Raw genomic sequence first — 18209 nt, 5'->3', positions numbered from 1 at the left:
CGACGGTCGGTGGGGTCAGGGTGGAGGCCGGCTATCCGAATGTTGTTCCTGCGGTCCGCGCCGTGATGTCTCACCTTGGTGGTGGGGATCCGGTGGAGATGGCGCGGGTGATGTCGTTGCTGAATGGTCAGTCGGCGTCTCGGGTGTGGAACGTGCTGGGGGCGGAGGTGTTCAGGCGGGCCGGTTTGGCGGGTGTGGTGCCAGAGGAGTTGCATACGGATGCGGTGGCTGCGCTGGCTGACGGGGTGCGGCGGGTGTTCGCTGATGTGAGTGCGATTCCGGTGGGTGTTCCTGATGCTGCGGTGTTGTCGTCGACCTTGGGGTTGCTGGCGGTTCAGGCTCTTGACGGCGTGGTGGCCGCGGTCAGGTCTGCTCCGTCGCTGCCTGGGTGGTGGTCGGTGCAGATACGGCGCGGGACGACCGGGGAGGTGCGGTGGATCGAGTATCCGGAAACGTCCCTGCGTGAGGTTGGGGAGGGGGCGGCGGTCACCTTCGACCAGTTTGTGCTTCGGGCGGTGAACGCGGTTCATGAGGTTGCTGGGGGCATGCACCTGCAGTGGGGCTTCCGGTTGGAGGAGCGGCCGGGTGGGGCTGGTGGTGTTCCTGGGGTGCTGGTGGTGGATGCGGGGCAGGCCGCGCTGGTCCGGGAGATGCTTGATCCTGAGGCGTGGTTGGTCGCGGGGCGGGCTGATTCCGTCTACTTCGATGCGATCGCGGGCTTGCTGCACCAGATCGCGCGGCTGTCGCGTGCCGAGGTCGGTCCGCCCGCGCGGGATCTGGCGGTGGTTCATGAGCCTTCGATGGTTCACCTGGAGGACGGTGTCATCGAGGGGTTCGTCCGCGCGAACAGCGCGGAGTTCGTCCGGCGTCTTCAGCTCGACGTCTTGTTGCCGCAGGCAAGTTCATGGGTCCCGTCCGTCGTCCATACGCGATTCGCACCGGCTGTTGTCCACCTGGTGGAGGATCTTGCCCCGCGGCTCGGCCGGCCGGTAGGAGAGATCTGGTCGGGGCTGGTGACGGCCCCGACGGTGGGAAGGAGCACGGCTCTGGTCGACCTCTTCCTTGAAGTCGGCGGGGTGCAGCGGCTGGTGCCGCCTGGTCGGCTGCCGGTGGTGCGAACTCAGTTCGAGCAGCACCTGCGACTGGTTCTCGACGATCTGGCCGTCCAGCAGGGTGATGGCTTGGGGGAGAAGGCGGTGGGCATCGCAAACTCCTACGTGGGCGATGTTCTGGAGAGCCTCGAACTGCTCATCAGGGAGCCGGAAGCTGATGTCTTCCAGCTGATCAGTTATGGCGACGCGGCCGCGCGCATCGAGTTGCTGCCTTCGGTCAGGGGTTTCGACGAGCTGATGATCAGGTCGGCGCAGGTCGCTCAGGACCTGGCCCGCGCGCACCGTACCTGGTGGAACGGAACGATTCACCAGTTGCTCAGCGAACCAGGCATCGCCTTTGTTCGGAGTAATGGCGTTCTGTATCTCCCGAACGACGTGGTCACCTCGCTGCGCGCTTTGTTCGAGCGTGACCTGACTCTGTTCAGCGCGCAGGACCGTGCGGCCGAGGCCAGCCACTTTCGGTCGAAACTGCTCACCTTGCTGCACGAGCACACCCACCTCCTGGGAACCGGAAACCCTGCCCGCTCGTGGCGAGTGGGCCAGTCGGACACGGCGCTGGACGAGGGCGTCACAGAGTTGTGGACGATGGAACTCCAAAACGACTTCCTGCGCCGGATTCCCGGGCCGGATCGGTTCCCGGCTATTCACGGCGTTCCGGCCTTCGACTATTACCCGCAGTACACAGCGCCGGTCCGCGCCCTGGTCGTACGGCTGGCAGAGCTGGCGCACAGCACACCACGAGACGTGCTTGCGGGACTTCTGCCGCACAACCAGATCGGCAAGTGGGAGGCGATCGGAGAGCTGGTACTACGCAGCACCGGGCTGATGGCGATCGTTCCAAGGCACCTGCATCTGGACACCGCGGACTGGATCGCTCGTCAGATCAGGGAGCCGTTCGACAGGCTGGAGGAGCTGAAAGACTATGGCCAGTTCAATGAACAGGTGCCGCCGTTGGCCGTCGACGTGGCGCGGGAGGCCGTCCGGAATCTTGACTCGGCGATCGTGGCAGTACGACGAAATCCCACCGTGGCCGACGGGCTGCAGGACGTCCCCGTTGTGCGGGACGACGTCGGACTGATCTGGCAGCTGGAGCGGCCGACCGGCCCTCGCCGTGGTCCGGCTGCCGCGAGCGGCTCCTCGGCGGCACCGCACTCGGGCGTGCCGTGGGCCTATGACCTGCTGAGTGCACGGGTGGAATCCTTGGTCGAAGTCCATGGCCGTGCACCGAACGCCGAGGCCTTCCGCCTGGTCACTGAGAGGGCGAACGACAAAAGTCTGAGCCAATGGCGGCTGAGGGTCGTCGAATCCGACGGACGCCACCCGGTGGGTGATCTGTGGTCAGGATTCCCCGGGCAAGAGGCCGTCGACGGTTTCGTGGCAGGTCTCGACGCGTTGCGGATCGAGTTGGCCGGCTGGGTGAACCCGCGGGATCGTCGCGTGAACGATCCGGTCGATTCAGCACTGGGCCGAGGCTTCGCCGAGGTCTCGTCCAGGCACTATCTGCAGCGGGTGATCGAGAACTTCGATCTGGTTCGGCAGCTTCCCCCGGGATGGGCCGACACGGTGATCCACCCCGGATCCACCCCGGCTGTCCAGGCGATCGTGGACGGGATCGTGCAGTGGACCGGGGAATCTCCCGGCACCGTCATCAGAACTTTCCACACCACGCGGGCCGGTTTGAGGTTCTTGGTGCTGGCCCGGTACTTCGTTCGGTCCGCGGGAATCACCCCTGCCGCCGCCGAGCATTCGATAAGCCTGCTGGATGCGCGGTTGCGGGTCGGGTTCGAGCAGGTCGCGGGATTGGGCGGAGACCAGCTCGAGGTGCGGTCGAAGGCGCTGGGCGAGGAGTTGTTCCGGACCGCGCGCGCGCTGGCGAGTCGGCTGCGCGGACATCCTGAGGCGGAGTACCGCAAGCTGGCCTTCGGTGACGCCGATGGCCGGGCCGGACTGCGGGAGTCCGGTACGAGGTACGAGCGGCTGGTGACAGAGTCCGAGGCGATCGCGCTGGAACTCGGTGGTACCGGCTCGCGCTGGTCGGGCGGGGTCCAGGAGACTCCGGGCGTCAGATCGGTCACGGTTCATGGAGACAATTCACTTGAGTGGTCTCCGGAGTTGGTCGGTGACCCACTGCGTCGGCTTGCGGAGTTGCCCCCTGGTTCCCTGCGGATCGCGGACGCGCCGGAGTACAAGAACGCGCTGCTGGAACTCCTGATCGGTCAGGCTCGGCTCTTCACTCGCGGTGGAGGCGAGGCCTGGAGAGGACAGGTCGAGCTCCTGGAGCCAGGCACGGCGTCCTGGCATCAGGGACTGACAACGGCTTGGGCGCTGGAGAACCTTGACACGTTTATCGATCACCTAGGCCTTCTGCAGCGGCATCCGCAGTTGTTCCAGGCCGCGGCCACCGGCGACTTCTCTCGGCACGTACCAGCGGTTGCGGTGGTGGCGCGATTCATCGGGTCGATGCGGGGAATGCCGTACGGCGAGGTGCTGGGCCGGCTGATCGCGGCCGATGCCACTGAGACCTGGCAGGTGCTGGCACACCTGGTGCTGGAGGAGTCCGGGCTGTCCGGTCGTTTGACGCCACCGACGCAAGGTCGCGCGCTGGAGCTGCTGGTCGAGCAGGTCAGGGGCCCGTTCGGAGGGCTGGGGCAGCCCGCCGATGACGTGGCAGCACGGTCCATCAGGGTCGGGCAGGCAGCGGTGGATGGGCTCAAGGGCGTTATAGCCGGCTTGACCGACGAGCTACGAGCGCAAGAGGCCTTGACCGGCATTCTGGCTGACGTGGCAACCACGAGACTTGGGGCTCTCGGCATCCGGTTGACGCAGTATCCGCTCAGCGCGGTCGGGTACGCCGGGCACGGGATACCGCGGTCCTTCGACGAACTGGTGATCCGGGTGATCGCACTGACCGAGCAGATCGGCGGCTCACCCAGTGACTGGAACCGGAAGTTGGAGGAAGCGGCCTTCCCGGTCGACACCATGCCGGAGATCACCGGCAAGATCCGGTTGGGGCTCGACTCCTCCGGGGCACTTCGGGCAGGATGGGACACTTCGGAGAGGGCCGGTGCCTATCTGGATGGTCTCGAGGTGCTGGTCCGCCAGGTTGCCTACCTGCTCGGCGGGCCGTCGGCCAAACAAGGCGCGCGCAGGCAGCCGGCCGAGGTGGCACTGACGTACGGGATCGCGGAGATCTTTGCCGCTCGTCACCTAGCCAAGATCGTGGAGCGGCTGGGGCTGTCCGATGTGCTGCCGATCGGGCGTGTACGCAGGCCGGTGTATCCGAGGTACACCCCAGCGGTTCAGTCCTTGTTGGGGGCAATTGCCGAGCGGCCCGGCAGCGACGTCGACTCGGTGCTGGCTGAGCTGGTTGTCTCTCGGTCGGCAAGCCGCGTGCCGATCATGACCGGCCGGCTATTGGACGGACCCACGCCTGCGGGAGCGAGGCGTCGTCTGGCCAAGGGGTTGACCGATTTGTCGCTGATGCAGGGGGACGGCCTGCAGTCACGGTCGGCGGTTCGCGGCAGCGAACTCGTGAAGACCGTCCGGTCGTTGGCTGCCTACCTGCGGGAGCATCCGGGAGCATCCGGATTCTCGAGCCGGCAGATCACGGTGCCGCCGGAGAATGACCTCGACCGGTTCCTGCTGAACGCTTCGGCGACGGCGCTCGATCTCAGCGACGCCGTCCGTTCGCACTGGACCAGAGAGCTTCTTCAAACCGAGGGAGTCAACTCGGCCCTGACTCACTGGGGCGGCGCATTGGAGTTCTCCCCGTCGATGGTGATGCAGCCGCTGGACCGGTTGATCACTTCACCGATCGGGCCGTTGATGGCGGTGGACGCTCCTCGTCATCGGTGGGCGGTGGCTGTCGTCCTGTTCGAGCAAGCGCGCCTGCACAGCCAGGACATCGCTGATCTGTCGGCCGCGGAGTTGGCCGTGCGGGTGCCGGAGACGAAGGCGTTCGATCGTGGGACGACGATGGCCTGGACGCTGGAGAATCTCGATGAGTTCATGGAACGGCTGGGGCTGCTGGCCAAGCATCCGGTACTGCGAGGAGGCCGGATCGAGGGAAACGTCGACCGGCATCTGCCGGCGGTCGAGGTGCTCGTTCGTCACCTCGCGGAGTGGGGCGACCTGGCGTACGGGCAACTGTTGTCGCGGCTCAGCGCCCAGGACGCGGCGAGCAAGTGGCGGACGCTGGGTGAGCTGGTACTTCGGCAGACAGGTTTGGCCGATTCACTGCCCGCAGCAGAGCTGGAGCACGCCGCGGAACTGCTGGTGGAGCAGGTCAAACGCCCGTTCCGTGAACTGGATACACCAGCGGCGGATCTGCGGGCGCAGGCCGTGAGGGTGGGTCAGGAAGCGGTGGACGGGTTGCAGCGCGTGATCGCGGATCTGTCGCCCGGCGGGCAGGGTGCGGTGAGCAGTAGTACATCGAGCTCCCACCAGTCGTGGACGGATGCCGACGGCGACGTACTGATGACGCCGGCTCCGGCTCTGGGGGAGACGGCGGAGCACTCGATCAGGCAGATCCACGATCCGGCGACCGGGGCACCGGCAGCTTTCCCTCACGGACCACCGGTCGGCTCCCTCGACGAGTTGGTTGTCCATGGCATCTATCTGCTTCAGGAGCTGAACGGTTTCGAGCACTCTTGGAACGGCGGACTGCTGGTACGGCCTAGCGATGCCGGTCCTGTGGTCGGAGACCTCCGCGGTGTGGTGGAACTGGACTCCGTACGGGTTGCGCAACCGTTGAACGAGTGGTTCGGCGGCGGCGACGGGGCGAGCTTCGGGCCGGAGGCGCGAGCCGCCTACAGCGAGGCCGTGCTGGAACTGGTGAGGAAACTGGGCACGGTCAGGGCCGCATCGGCGCTGAGCGCCGGGCGCGACGCTGTTGCCCTGAACCAGGTTGAGCTGGCGACACTGGAACTCGGCGTGAACGATGCGCTGGCCAGGCTGCGGGTGGACGAGTTCACGCGGCGGCTGGGGTTGCCGCCGGTCGAGCGGGACCACCGGGACGCGATCGGAGCTTCGTCCGGCCTGGCCGCGTCCACGGCGGTGGTGACCTTGCTGCAGAAGGTGGGACAGCTGTCGGGGGAACCCTGGCAGCAGTTGCTGACCGAGCTGAGTACGCGGAGCGCGAGCTGGAAACTGCCCGCTCTCACCGATCTGTTCCTTGACGCGAAGGATCTGCGGCAGGCTCCGGCACCGATCAAGGATCAGTTCAGAGCTCGGCTGTCAGAGCTGTTCAGCGGCCTGGCCACCATGCCGGGACTTCGCGGGGTTGCCGATCGAGCCAGGCTGCGGGCCGCGCAGACGGCCGAAGTGGTGACGGCGATGGCCGATCGGTGGAGGGGCAAGCCTGAAACGCTGATCTTCGAGCGTACGGATCTGTCCGATCCGGCGGGGTCGCGATCACTTGCCGGCGTCGAGCGGTGGTTGCTGGAAGCTCCGGAGGTGGCTGGCGGGCTGTCGGGCGGGGCGACGTCCAATTGGTCACGAGTCGTTCGGGAGGTCGCCGCCATGCAGTCCTCCGCCCACTGGGACGGTGCGCTGGAACTTACGAGCGACACGCTCGACGCGTTGCGCCGGTTGGTGGAGCTCGATCCGTTGTCCCGTGAGCAACTGGACCTAGACGCTTCGATCCCGGCTTTCCAGGCCTTCAGCGAGCTGGCTCACCTCACCAGCCGCCAACTGACTCAGCAGCCCGGGCTGCGGGCCGCGGACGAGCTTGCTTTCCAGGATCCCGCGACCCGGGCGCTGGACGAAGGACTACGCGAGGCGTGGTCGGTGGCCAACGTCCACGAGTTCATCAACGGCCTTCCGGGTCTTGCCGGTTGGGGAGACAGATTCCGCGGTCTCGAGGTGGAGAATGCCCATCCGAACCTGGTCCCCGCTGTACAGGCTGTCCTCACCCACGTGTCAGGGCTGCGTGGTGCCGGGCCGGAAGGCCTGCTGGCCAAGCTGAACGGGCATTCGACGGCCCAGCTGTGGCCGGCGCTGGCCGACCAGATCCACCGCGCGGCCGGCCTGGAAGGCGTGGTCAGTGGGCAACTGCGGGGACCAGCTCTGAAGGCGATCGCCGGCGCGGTGCGGCGGGTCTTCGTACAGGTCGATGGCATTCCCGCCTCAGCCCACGACGCAGAAGTGCGTTCGGCAGCCCAGGGGGTGCTGGCGGTTCAGGCGATCGACGGCATCGTGGCTGCGATCAGAACCGCCCCCGATGCGCCGCATCTGTGGTCCGTCGCGGCCGCGACGCGGGCACCGATCGAAACGGGGCTCACCGACGGGGTCCGGTGGACGGTCTACTCGGACGAGTTGATCCGTACTGCCGGCGCCGGTCGGCCGGCGTCGTTCGCCGAGTTGGTGCCATGGGCGATGGCGCGGGCCGACGCCGCGACCGGAACGCCGGCCGGTAGCTGGAACGGTCGCCTCGAGGAGCGACCCGGCGTCGGAGAGCCGGGATCGACGGGATGGGACCGAACCCTGGTGCTGGACACCGAACGAGTCACCGGGCCGCTGCGGGCGTGGCTTGACGGACACCCGGAGGGCCTCGTCGCCGGTGCCGCACCCGACGGGATCGACCAGGCCCTGATCGAGATGATGCAGGTGATGACCTCGCTGGCGGGCCGGGTGGAGGGGCGGCTCGAGGCCAACCGGACGGCGTTCGAGTCCCCGGGGGCGCGAGTGCTCGACGACGCCGTGGTGGACCAGTTCGTGTTCTCGCGGCTCGATCTGCTGAGCGAGGCGCTCGGTCTGAGGCTCGCAGCTTCCGGTCAGCCTGGTTTCGGCAGTTCCTGGGTCCGCCCGCATGGTGCTTCTGGCTTGGGGCGCTTGCTCGATTTTCTGCAGGACACCACCGGTCGTCCGTTCGAGGAGTTCCTGACCCGGCTGGCTGCTCGGGGCGCTGCGGAGAAGCCTTCGGTGCTGGCCGACGAGATCATGACGGCGACCGGTCTCGACCGGATCGGGCTCGACCGACGGCCCGCTGTCAAGGCACAGTTGGTCGCCCGGATACTCGCTTTGTTCGACGGGCTGGCGGCGATGCGGGGGGCCGGAATCGGCGTGAGATCGGGCAACCGGGGCCGGTCGTTCGTCACCCTGCTGCGATCGACGGTCGAGCATCTCGAAAAGTACCCGAACGACGTGTTCTACCAGGAGATCGACTTCGGTGCGCGGCTGGCCGCAGGCTCGCTCAGTGCTTTCGACCGGATGATGATCGAGGCTCCGAGGGTGACCGAGAGGTTCGGCAACGGTGCACGGTCTCGATGGAACCTGAAACTCCGGGCAACCATGGGAACGGAGACCTCGCTCGGCCTCGCGAGCTGGGACGGAAGTCTGGAGCTGAACGCCGAGCACGTGGTGGACCTGCTCAGCGAGTGGGTCGCGCCCGGAACGAACGCGCTGCGGTGGCCTGCTCGAGATTACCGGGTTGCCTTCAGCGTCCTGCTGCACGAGCTCGGCCATCATCTCACTCGGCCCGGCACAGCGGAGGGCTCCGCCGAGTTGGCCCGCGTCGATCGGGCGACGGCGGTGTGGATGGAAGGTGTGACCGAGTCCTGGAACCAGGCTTTCAGCGGACGAATGGTCGAGCGGCTGTCCGGAACGGCGAACAGGTCGCCAGAACTCCTGCAGGTGGACGGACCGCGGCCTTACCAGCTCTATGTGCCTGCCGTGCAGAGTGTGGTGCGTTATCTCGGGGATCTCGCCGGGACATCCTCGGAGATGACCCTGGCTCACTTGGTCGGGTTCTCGAATCTCGGGATCTGGCCGGCGTTGGGAGAGATGGTCTTCGTGGCGGCCGGTCTGGACAGGGTCGTCTCTGCCGGCCTTGCTGAGCAGGCGAAGAACATGATCGCGCTGCGAATCCATCGGGTGTTCGCCGACCTCAGTACTGCTGAGGTCGCAGCAGATCTGGCCGAGGCACACTCGAGAAGTGCAGGAGCCAGAGCTGTCGCGGCACTCGAGCAGATTGTCACCGAGCTGAGAGTGAGCCCGTTCCTGCCGGCCGGATGGACACCGCCGATGAGTGGGCTGGTCTGGGCCACCGATCCAGCGACCGGTGCTACTGGGGTGGTGCCGCCGCGGACGACACTTGACGTTGTCCCCGGTGAGTTGACACGCGACCAGCACATGGTGCTCCCGCAGGCGGGCCGCAGAGACATTCTCGGTCAGGGGCAGATCAGCCGGCAGGCACCTTCGAGCAGTGCTTCGCCGATGTCGTCCGGGATTCCCGACCAGGCGCGGGTGACGACGTTCTCGGTGGAGGCGGTGCGTGAATCGGCGACAGCACTACCGAGGACCTTTGACGACGTGGTGCTGCGGGGGATGTGGGTTCTCCAGCAGTTGACCGGCTCCACGGCGTCAGGCTGGAGTCGGGAGTTGGTGGAGTGGCCCGGGATCGGCGGTCAGGAGTGGCTGCAGGTCGGTCATCTGGTAGTGGATCCGGAGCGGGTCTCCGGGCCTCTGCGGACCGTGTACCCAGCGGACGGTTCGGGGCCGACGAGCGGTCTGGTGAGCGAGCTTGAGTACAGGGCCGCGGTGGTGGAACTGGTGCAGAGAATGCTTCCCCTGATGGGTGCGTCGACGCCTGGACGCCTGGCAGAGGAACTGGCGAGGCCGGGACTGCGGCAGTTCGACAGGGCAGTGAACGACACCATCGGCTGGAATCTTGTCGGCGAGTTCGTGCGGCGTACCGGTATCAGGGGATTCGGCCCGGCAGTGCACACAGCCGTCCTCGATCGTCGAGCCGCTTCGGGCGTGACAGCACTGATGGTGTTGCTACGGCTTCCCTCGCAGGTGCTCAAGAGGCCGATGCCGGACATGATGAGAGAGCTTGCCGACCTCTCTGGTCCGGAGGGAAGGATTGGCGTTCTGGCAGAGATCTATCTGAAGGCCAGCGGTCTCGACCTCGTTGTTCCGTCGTCCGCGCTGCCTCGACTCAAGGCACAGGCGGAGTCCTGGATCCTGACGTTGTTCCGCCATCTGGAGACTGCACCGACTCATCAAACTGTCGGTCACCGAGCCCGCCGTACGGGTGAGCTGCTGCTGAAGACGCTCACTCACCTGCAAGGAATGGCGCCGACGCTTCGCGGCGTCCACGACTGGGACTCGGTCGACCTGTTCCGGGACCTGGACCTGAAAGCACTGGCAGCCAGTGGGCGCCCGATGAGTGACTTCGCCAGGTTGATGCTGGCGACGGAACGAGTTGTCGTGGACATGCTCGGCGCCGACGGGTCACGCTGGTCGGGGGTGATTCGGGAGATGATGACCCCCCTTGGGGGGACCGCCGGCTGGGACGGCACTCTGAGCGTCGGCTTCAAGATGTCCGGTCTGCTTCGAGGATTGTTCGGGCTGGATAATCGGCCAGGTCCGCTACCCGCCGAAGACGTGCGGGAGTATGTCCGAGTGTTGTCGGCCTTGCTGCACGAGCACATCCACTTTACCGAGGAGTTGTCGCCGGTCGGTGCGTTGACCTCGGAGGAGGCCTTGCTGGTGGCCGGCACCAAGCAGTGGGAGGAGGGTGTCACGGAACTTGCGGCCGCCGAGCACCTGGCCGACTTCGCCGGACGATTGCCAGGACTGTTGGATCGGCGACCCGAGCTGCGGGACAGCCTCCGCGATCCGGTGGTCCATGCGTACCACGAGTTCGTCGCGGTGGTCAGGGCCGTGGTCGGATACGTGGCAAGACTGCAAGGACGATCCTCGAAAGAGGTTGTCCGGACCTTCGCCGCAGGATCGGTGGCAGCTAAGTGGACGGCACTTGCCGAGGCGGTTTTCGAGGGTGCTGGGCTGCACCACAGCGTCCCGGCGGAGTTGCGGGCCGCTGCGCGGGACCTGATCACTTGGCAGGTGCGCGGAGCTCTCGTCGCGCAGGCGGGCCGCCGGGAACCTGCGGAGATCGCGATCTCTCGGGCCGTCGGGGTCGGGGAACTCGTCGTACGGAACCTCGAATCCACCGTGATGTCCATCGAAGCCAACCCGACCAATCAGGCGGCCTGGGTGTCCGGCCAGCCAAGAGCTGATGGTGATGTGCCGACGCCGGATGCTGCTGTGGCTGAGGTCGGTCCTGCGCAGTTGCGGGCCATCGGATCCAGGCCGACCAGAGTGGTCGAGTCGGAGCCGCACCTGCTCACCGCGGAGTACGGCGAATCCTCGGTGTGGCGAAATCCGGATGGGACGCGCAGCCCGGTCGGTGACCTGGTGCTGCGGGCTCACCGGGTGACCATGAGGCTGACCGGAGGTGAGGTTTCGCACTGGAGCGGCCTGGTGGCGGAGTTCGCCGGTGGCGACAACCTGGGTCAGATGCTGGCGAACGGGACGCTGGAGTTCAACGCCACCCACGTCGTGGACGTTCTGTCCCGGTTGCTGGTGGCCGATCCTCACCTGCTGCCGGATCTCGACTTCTTCGTGTCGGGAGCTTTCAGATACCGAACGGCGCTCAAGAACGTGTTCCACGAGATGCTGCACACGGTCGAGCGGCACAACGATCACGCACTCCTCGGCCCGGCCGGTGCGGTCGCGATCAGAGTGCTGGAGGAGGGCGTCACCGACGCGTTCGCCAATCGCTGGCTGGACGAGTTCATTCGTGAACTGGGTGTTCATCAGCTCTATCCGGAGATCGCGCACGGCGATGTCTGGGAGGGCTACGTGAACCGCGTCGCCGCGGCGACCGCGCTGGTCGACCGAGTGGCCAGGTACTCCGGCCTGAGCGGCGATGAGATGCTGCGTCGGGTTGCCAGGGTGACGATGCAGGGCAAGCTCCCGGTACTGGCTGACCAGTTGCTCGCCGTGGCTGGTCTGCCACGGGTCATTCCGGCGCATCTGCTGGCTGGTGTCCGGGTGAACCTGATGCAGAAGCTGAGCCTGCCGCTGGAGCGAGTCGACCAACTGACCGGCCCGTTCGCGAAGCGGGATGCGGGCTTGGCGGGGCGGACCGCGTTCAAGGACGCACTCGCCGAGATCAGGCGGCTGGAGCTCAGGTACTTCTCCGCTCGGCTCGGTCTGCGGATCGGCGATGCGCTGCAAGGCCTCGCCGGGCGCCTTCGGGTGACCTCGCCCAGGCCGCGTATCAGCGGGTCGATCTCGGTGGGCAGCCTCGCATCGTCTAGCCGGTCCACCAGCAGCCACGCTCTGGACCACTCGCCCTCGCTGCCCGATCTCAGCTCGGGTGCGCTGTCGGAGCCGGCGCCGCCCGTGATGATCGCATCCGCAGCGCCGCCGGCGAACTTGGAGGAGTTCCTGGACCAGGGTGGGGACTTGGCGATGCGGTTGAGTGGTGCGAAGTTGTCGATCTGGGATCGGGCGTTGGCCCAGCGCCAGACCTCGCTCAGCGGTACGGGGGCCGCGCACTGGAGCAGCGGGGTGCTCGAACTTCATCCGAGGATGACCTACCTGCTGCGGCGGATCTGGCAGGATTCTCCTCTCGGTATGCCCACCGGCGACGGCGTACCGGCAACAGTGCAGTACCGGCGGGCACTTCGCGCGTTTCTACACGAGGCGGGCCACCTGCACACCTCTCCCGGACGCCAGGCCACTCTCGATCAGGCGGCGTACCGGCGGCCGGAGGTCTGGGCAATCGAAGAAGGCATCACTGATGCCTGGGCAATGAGGTACCTCGACCAGTGGATCACCGAACTCGGGCTGCACACCAGACTCCCCGGCGTACTGGACGCCGTGATCGACGCCGCCTACCCGCGGTTGATCACCGCGGTAGAGGTCTTGATAACGGGCCTGTCCGACCTGACCGGCCGGTCCGGGGCGAACTTGTTGTCGAAACTGAACCGGCGGGGCCCGGCGCAGAAGTGGCCGACCCTGGCCAGAGTGATGCTCGAAGCAGACGGACTGGACCAGCGGATCCCAAGCCGGCTGCGTCCAGTCGCTCAGGCGATGGTCCAGAAAGCCGTCGAGACTCCGTTCGGCCGACTCAGGGACGACCTCGCGACCTCCCCGGAGGAGATCGGGCGCCTGAGTCTGCGCGACGGCCTGGCTGTTCTCGATCGCCTGCGTCGGCATCCTGTCGGTACGCCGCTGCTCTCGAGGGTGCTCCGCGGAGTATCGCCGGGTCCGCACGCTCCGATCGCCGGCTCCTCGTCGGGATCGCCGGATCTCGGCCGGAGTGCCGCGCTGTCGGCGATCGGTCAGCACGAGCACGGGCAGCAGGCTGAGGTCCGGGTCTTCGACTACGGCTCCGCGGGGGTGCGGGGCAGCGTGCACAGCGACCACACGAACCTCGATGTCCTGCTGATCAAGGCAGGCAGGATCGTCGGGCACATGCTGGGTGACGACCTGTTGCAGACCTGGAACGGCCGGATCCAGCCAACCGACGGTGGCGACGAAGGGGTCGCTCGCTGGAGCGGGACGCTGGACCTCAGTCGGAGCGGGGTGATCGGCCCGCTACGCAGCATCGTCGGCCTTGAACCGGCGTTGTCGGGCGAGGCCGACGGGATGTCCGCGGTGGATCGTTACCGGACCGCCCTGCGGACACTGCTGCACGAGTTCGTGCACCTGCTCGTCCCGGTCGGGTGGTCGGAGAAGGCCGATCGTGAGGCAGCCTGGATCACCGATCTGCGAATGTTCGAGGAAGGTGTGACCGAGGCCTGGGCGGCCCGTCACCTGGACGAGTTCATCGGCCGGCTCCGGCTTGGTGAGCTGGTTCCGGATCTACGACATGGCTGGTCTGCTCCTGCGTACCAGCGCCATGTTGCCGCCGTCGGGGGACTGATCGACGAGCTCCGCGGACCGTTGGGCGCCGATGAGGCCACTGTGCTGACCGAGCTGAGCAGACAGGGAATCGCCACCAAGTTCCCCACCCTCGCGCGGCGTCTTTTCGTCGCGTCCGGCCTGGATGGGGTGGTGCCCGGCCGGCTGCAGGGCGCGGCGGTAGCCCGGATCGTCGTGAAGTTTCGGGCGAGTTTCCGGCAGATCGACGGCCTGAGCGGTGCCGACGTTTTCGCCCAGGCATCGGCGCTCGGAAGGCGAGCAGCACGGGACGCCTTGGCCGAGATCGATCAATTGCGCTCCCGGCCGGTACTTCGCCCACTACGAGGCATGGGACCGTCCGGTCTGCTCACCGGTCGCCTGCTGGGAGGCCGCGCTGAGACTTACACCGCGCTGCTTCGAGGCCCCCAGCCGGAGCGCCATCTGCCCGCTCGCGGGGCGTTCGGGCCGCCGGCGCCGGTTGACCAGAATCTGCCGCCCCTGGCTCCGATCACCGGGGTGCCGCAAGTCGAACTGCTGCCCGGGGTCGACGAGGTCAGTACGGCGACCGGGCGGTACGCCGCGCCTATCGAGACCAGGTACCCCAACTGGTGGTTGACGCCTGAAGACGGGCCGGTCACGAGCTTCGCCACGTTGATTCCCCGCGTCGCCCTGTTCGTCCGGCGGAGAAGCGGCGCGTCGGCGCTGCCGTGGATCGGTCTGGTGCGGGAAGCGTCCGGCGACGGCTCCACCGCGGGATACGAAGGAACCCTCGTCTTCGATGGCACCTTTGTGATGCAGCGACTGCGCGCGCTCTTCTCGGCGAGAGCCGGTCAACTGCTTCGGAACCAGGCCCGTACGGCCGGCTGGGTTTACGGCCAGCCGTTGCTGACGCTGCTGCACGAGTTCGCCCATTTCGCGCTGCCGACCGGTGATCCGGGCGCGCCGGCTGATCTTTTGGCCATGGGAACTCCAGAGGGGGTTGTTCTGGAAGAGGGCGTTACCGAGCTGTGGGCGCAGAATCTTCTGCCCACGATGGTCAGTGAGTTGGGGCTCCGGAGCCGCATGCCGGATCTGGATGTCGGCGTCAGGCCCGATCAGTACGCCGCTGAGATCGGCGCGGTGCGAGCCCTCCTGGACGGTTTCAGCCGATCGTTCGGCGTCGAGCCGACCGGCCTGCTGAACAGGCTGAACACGCAGGGTGCCGGAGGCAAATGGCTGGTTCTTGCCGCGGAGATCTTCGAGCAGGCAGGGCTGGCCGGCGTCGTTCCCCGACAACTGTGGGCAGATGCACAGGTGTTGGTCACTACTCCAATCCGGACCGCGTTCGGGCAACTGGACGGGCTGTCCGAGGCCCAGGCGATGGCTCTGACGGAACGGGCGTGGGCTTCGGTCACAGCCTCGGTGGACTTCCTGAGGAGTCCGGCCGCGGTGCCGGCTGCTTCGGCAGTCGACGCACTGAGCGGTGCCGAGCCGCGTGTGGTTCCGGTGCGGGGAAAGAGTGGCGAGACCGATGGCGTCCACTGGGCCTGGTATCCGGCCTCCGAGCTTGGCCGCGGTGTGTCGTGGCCCGCTTCCTGGGACCAGCTGTTGCTCCGGGCAATGGACTTCGTCCGGGCGAAGAGCAACGCGCCGCGGCTGAACTGGAATCTGCGAGTGGAGATGCGCCCAGGGGGCGGCATTGGTGGCAGCACGCTGGTGGTCGATGCCGGCCAGGTGGTTCGTCCACTGCGGGAACTGTTTGACAGCTCTGCCGGTGGCCGGTTGTCCGACATCGAGTACCGCGCCGCGATCAGCAAACTGCTCGAGCGGGCCTCGAGACTGGTCGGCTGGGAAGAGGTCGAGGTGGCTAGCCCGCCGGTGCTGTCGAATGCTGCCGCCGGCGTGGTCGACGGTACGGCCGAGGTCTTCGCCGCCCTGCACCTCGACGACTTCATCGCTGAAACCAGCCTGACCAGGTTGCGGCCGGGCCTGACCGGCGCCGGTCAGGAGAGCTTGGAGGGCAGATTCGCGCCGGCCCTTGGCCAGGTCCTGGCGGGGATCAGCACTCTCCGCGGGATGCCGTATCCGGAGGTGGTCGCCTTCGTGAACAACGCCGCACCCGAACTCAAGGCGACTGCCGTCGCCGAACTGTTCCTGCGCGAGAGCGGGTTGACGCAGACCATCCCCGCACACCTGTACTCCGCAGCCCAGGCGCAGCTGGTGAACTGGCTGCTGACCATCTTCGACGATCTTGCCGGCCTGACCGAGGTGCAGCTCACCCGCCGGTCGACGTACCGTGGTGAGCATCTGTTCGACGTTCTCCAGAAGATGGCGGCTCACCTTCGGCGGCGGCCCGGCGACACCGTTTACCGGTTGACCAGTCCAGCCGATCCGGCGGTGTCGGACTACGACCGAATGATGGTGGAGATCCCCCGGATCGTGGAGGTCCTCGGCCGGAGCCGGTCCAGATGGAATCGAACGGTGCAGGAGACGCGCGGCGGCGAGTACGCCACGATGCGATGGAACGGCGCCTTTCAGATCGATATCGATGACATTCGAACAGTCCTGGACCAGTTGTCCGCGCTTCGGCCGGGGGGTGGTGCGCTTCCGCAGGGCGTGGCGTCGACGTATCGCGCCGTACTGAGGGCGCTTCTGCACGAGCACGCGCATCTGCTGAGCGCGGAGGCTCACCCAGACTCGGCGGCCGATGAAGTGGCGTTCTGGTCGCCGGACACCAGGGGATTCGAGGAAGGGGTCACCGAGGCCTGGGCGGTGGAGCATCTCGATGCATTCATCAACGCCCTCGGCGCTGACGGCCGCTTCGCTGAGGTCCTCACTGCCCGGACCAACGAGGTCTACAGGGGCGCCGTCGAAGCGGTCCGGGTGCTTGCGCGGCACCTGGCCACGATGGCCGGTCGTGACGTCGGCACCGTTCTGACGGAGCTCAACCGATACGGCTTTGCCGTGAAGTGGCAGGCCGTGGGCCAGTTTGTCCTCGAGGCATCAGGGCTGGCCGTCGTCGTGCCCTCGCAGCTCCACGCCATGGCCGGAGAGCTGATCAGCCAGCAAGTGCGGATTCCGTTCGGGCGGTTGATTCCCGCGAACTTCGACGACCTGCGGCTGGGCAGAGCGGTTGGTACCGCGGCAGTACGCCAGTTGGAGCAGATTGTTCGCAGGCTGCGGATCGACCCCCTGCTCGCCCAAGCCACGGTCGCCGCACCAGTTCCGGCTCACGGACCCGTGCCCGCGTACCCGCAGGCCGGGACGGCGAGCGACTCGCTCGACCCTCGGTTCGAAGGACTGCGAGGCCGTCGGCCGACCAGGCTCGAGCTGCCGCCACTGAGGCGGAACACACCGTCTCCGGGGCGCATCGTCGGCGAACTGGACTTCCGGCCGGGCTCGGGAAGTCCTCGCAAGAGTGGACCGCCGAGCCCGCTGGACACGTTGATTCCCGACGCCGCGGAGGCTGCGGAGCATCTGGCCAGAGCGCAGGCCAATCGCTGGAACCGGACCGTGTTCGAGATGTCCGGTCTCGAGGCCGGTGGCGTGGTCAGTCCGGGCGGCACCCTCTATCTGAACGACGAGGTCGTCGTCGATCCGTTGCGGCGGATGTACGCCAACAGCGAGTACGCCGGTCTGGTGCCGTTCCGGCCGGACGAGTTGCAGGAGTTTCAGCAGGCGCTGCGGCTGATCCTGCACGAGTTCGCTCATCTGGCCGTTCCGGAGAATGCGGCGGTCCGGATGCAGGGACCTGGGGCGCGTCCGCTGGAGGAGGGGGTGACCGAGCTCTGGGCGTACCGGGTGGTGAGTCGCTTCATCGACCGGATCGGCGCTGAGCAGATGGCGCCGGGACTCGGCCGGGCGAACGTGCCGCCGGCGTACCGTCGGTTCTGGCCTGCGGTCGAGGTGATCGTGAACACCCTGGCGGCGCGAACTGGCCGGTCGTTCGACGATCTGCTCGGGCAGCTGAACCAGGAGAACGCGGCCGGCAAGCTGCAGTTGGTGACGGACCTGTTCTACCGGTCGGCCGGGGTGGACAAGGTGACGCCGGATCCGGCGGAGCGCGAGGTGCTTCGGGCGATCGAAACCAGGCTCAGGTCGGCGCTTGACCAACTGGAAGGGCCGGGCGGAACCGGAGGGCTTTTCCGTCCACGGGAGGCGGACGGGCTGGTCCAGGCATCGAAGCAGACCGGAGAACGAATCGTCGGGCTCGTCGACGCGGAACTGGCCGCGATCCGCCGGCGGTTGCTGGTCGGCACGCAGTTGTCCGTGCTCACCGTGCCGGGACTGATCGGTGGTCCGGTCGGCCTGGCGGTGGGGTTGCTGGCGGCCATCGAGACCTCGACCGATCCGCTGGTCGCGCTGCTGGCCGGGCTCGTCATCGGGCTGCTGACCGAACGGATCGCCGGCCGGCCGTGA

The 18209-nt window shown here is 67.1% G+C and carries 1 protein-coding gene (only partly in view); it reads left to right on the top strand.

Annotated elements, in window-relative coordinates; all coding sequences use genetic code 11:
* Positions 1-18209 carry the final stretch of a hypothetical protein gene (locus tag AB0P21_RS39865; protein ID WP_363704491.1) on the top strand. It extends 22192 nt beyond the left edge of the window, so the window shows 18209 of its 40401 coding nt (coding positions 22193-40401); the start codon falls outside the window, past its left edge; its stop codon occupies positions 18207-18209.

This window comes from Kribbella sp. NPDC056861, from assembly GCF_040687575.1.
Lineage (GTDB): Bacteria > Actinomycetota > Actinomycetes > Propionibacteriales > Kribbellaceae > Kribbella.
This window is presented reverse-complemented; position numbering and strand designations above follow the sequence as displayed.